The organism is Novosphingobium sp. 9U (assembly GCF_902506425.1).
GTDB lineage: Bacteria > Pseudomonadota > Alphaproteobacteria > Sphingomonadales > Sphingomonadaceae > Novosphingobium.
Genome location: NZ_LR732515.1, coordinates 1 through 1,325 on the forward strand (window position 1 = coordinate 1; position 1,325 = coordinate 1,325).

1 protein-coding gene is annotated in these 1,325 nt (G+C 62.6%); it reads left to right on the plus strand.

What is annotated here, in order from left to right; genetic code table 11:
• The first annotated feature begins 90 nt into the window (after positions 1-90).
• Positions 91-1,113 (plus strand): IS110 family transposase, encoded by a 1,023-nt coding sequence (locus GV044_RS19420; protein ID WP_159874010.1) that lies wholly within the window; start codon positions 91-93, stop codon positions 1,111-1,113.
• Positions 1,114-1,325: the final 212 nt, after the last annotated feature.

Consider the following 1,325-nt stretch of genomic DNA (forward strand, 5'->3'; position numbering starts at 1 on the left):
GACTGATGAGGTGGATGGCCCCTGTGTCCGGCGACGGTGAGTCGTATTGTGGGCTGTTGTCGAAGCAACCCTGACAAAGGACCATCCACCATGGTAATTACCACGATCGGCCTTGATCTGGCCAAGTCCGTTTTTCAGCTTCACGCGGTTGATGCCGATGGCAATGTAGTCTGGCGCAAGAAGGTGCGGCGTGGGTTGCTGCTCGAGACGCTGGCGCAAGTTCCTGGCTGCCTGATCGGGATGGAAGCCTGTGCCACCGGGCACTACTGGGCGCGTGAAATTTCCGCCTTGGGTCACGAGGTCCGCCTGATGCCGCCGGCCTATGTAAAGGCCTATCTTCGGCGCCAGAAGAACGACGCTGCCGATGCCGAGGCGATCTGCGAAGCGGTGCGGCGCCCGACCATGCGCTTCGTACCGGTCAAGGGTGCGGAGCGACAGGCAGTACTCGTCCTGCACCGCTCGCGTGAACTGCTGGTTCGCCAGCGCACCATGCTGATCAACGCGATCCGCGGTCATTGTGCTGAGTTCGGGCTGGTCGCGGTTCAAGGTGTGAGCGGCAGTCGCGATCTCATTGAGCGGATCCAGCAAGCGGACAGCGCAATGCTGCCGGATATGGCGAAGGCAGCAATGATGCTCCTGGCCGAGCAGCTTCATGCGCTCGTCCGTCAGATCCAGGAACTCAATCGACATCTCCTGACCTGGCATCGCCAGGATCGGGCTAGCCAGCGACTAGCCACCATCCCAGGCGTTGGCATCATCAGTGCCACCGCCCTGGCCGCCTCGGTAACCGATCCGGCAGCGTTCCGCTCGGGCCGGGAGTTCTCTGCTTCGCTGGGCCTGGTCCCGCGACAAAACTCATCGGGCGGCAAGGACAAGCTGGGACGGATCTCGAAGATGGGAGATCGCTACCTCAGGAAGCTCCTTGTGGTCGGTGCGACATCTGTCGTTCGGCGGGCGCGAACCGCAGATACTGCCGCGGCCAACTGGGTCCGCAGCCTGCTCGAGCGCAAGCCTGCCCGACTGGTTACCGTGGCCATGGCCAACAAGAACGCCCGGATCGTCTGGGCGGTGCTGGCGCGCGGCGAGAGCTATCGTCCACCTGCCGTCATCTAAAACAAATGCGGCGCACAAGCGCGGCCGCGTCGAACTGTATGGGTGTCCATTGAATTGATGATGACGATCTGAACGCGGCCGCAGAGGCAGGGACAACCCGAGGTGCTGTCGGAGCTTCGAGCTCGATAGACTGAATGGGACCCGGCCAGCGGACAACATCAGGGCCAGCGGCCATCATACGCCGCGCCAACAGGCCGGACAGATGACCGCAC

Coding starts and splice junctions, on each gene's coding strand:
- GV044_RS19420 (WP_159874010.1), top strand. CDS start 91: ATGGTAATTACCACGATCGGCCTTGATCTGGCCAAGTCCGTTTTTCAG.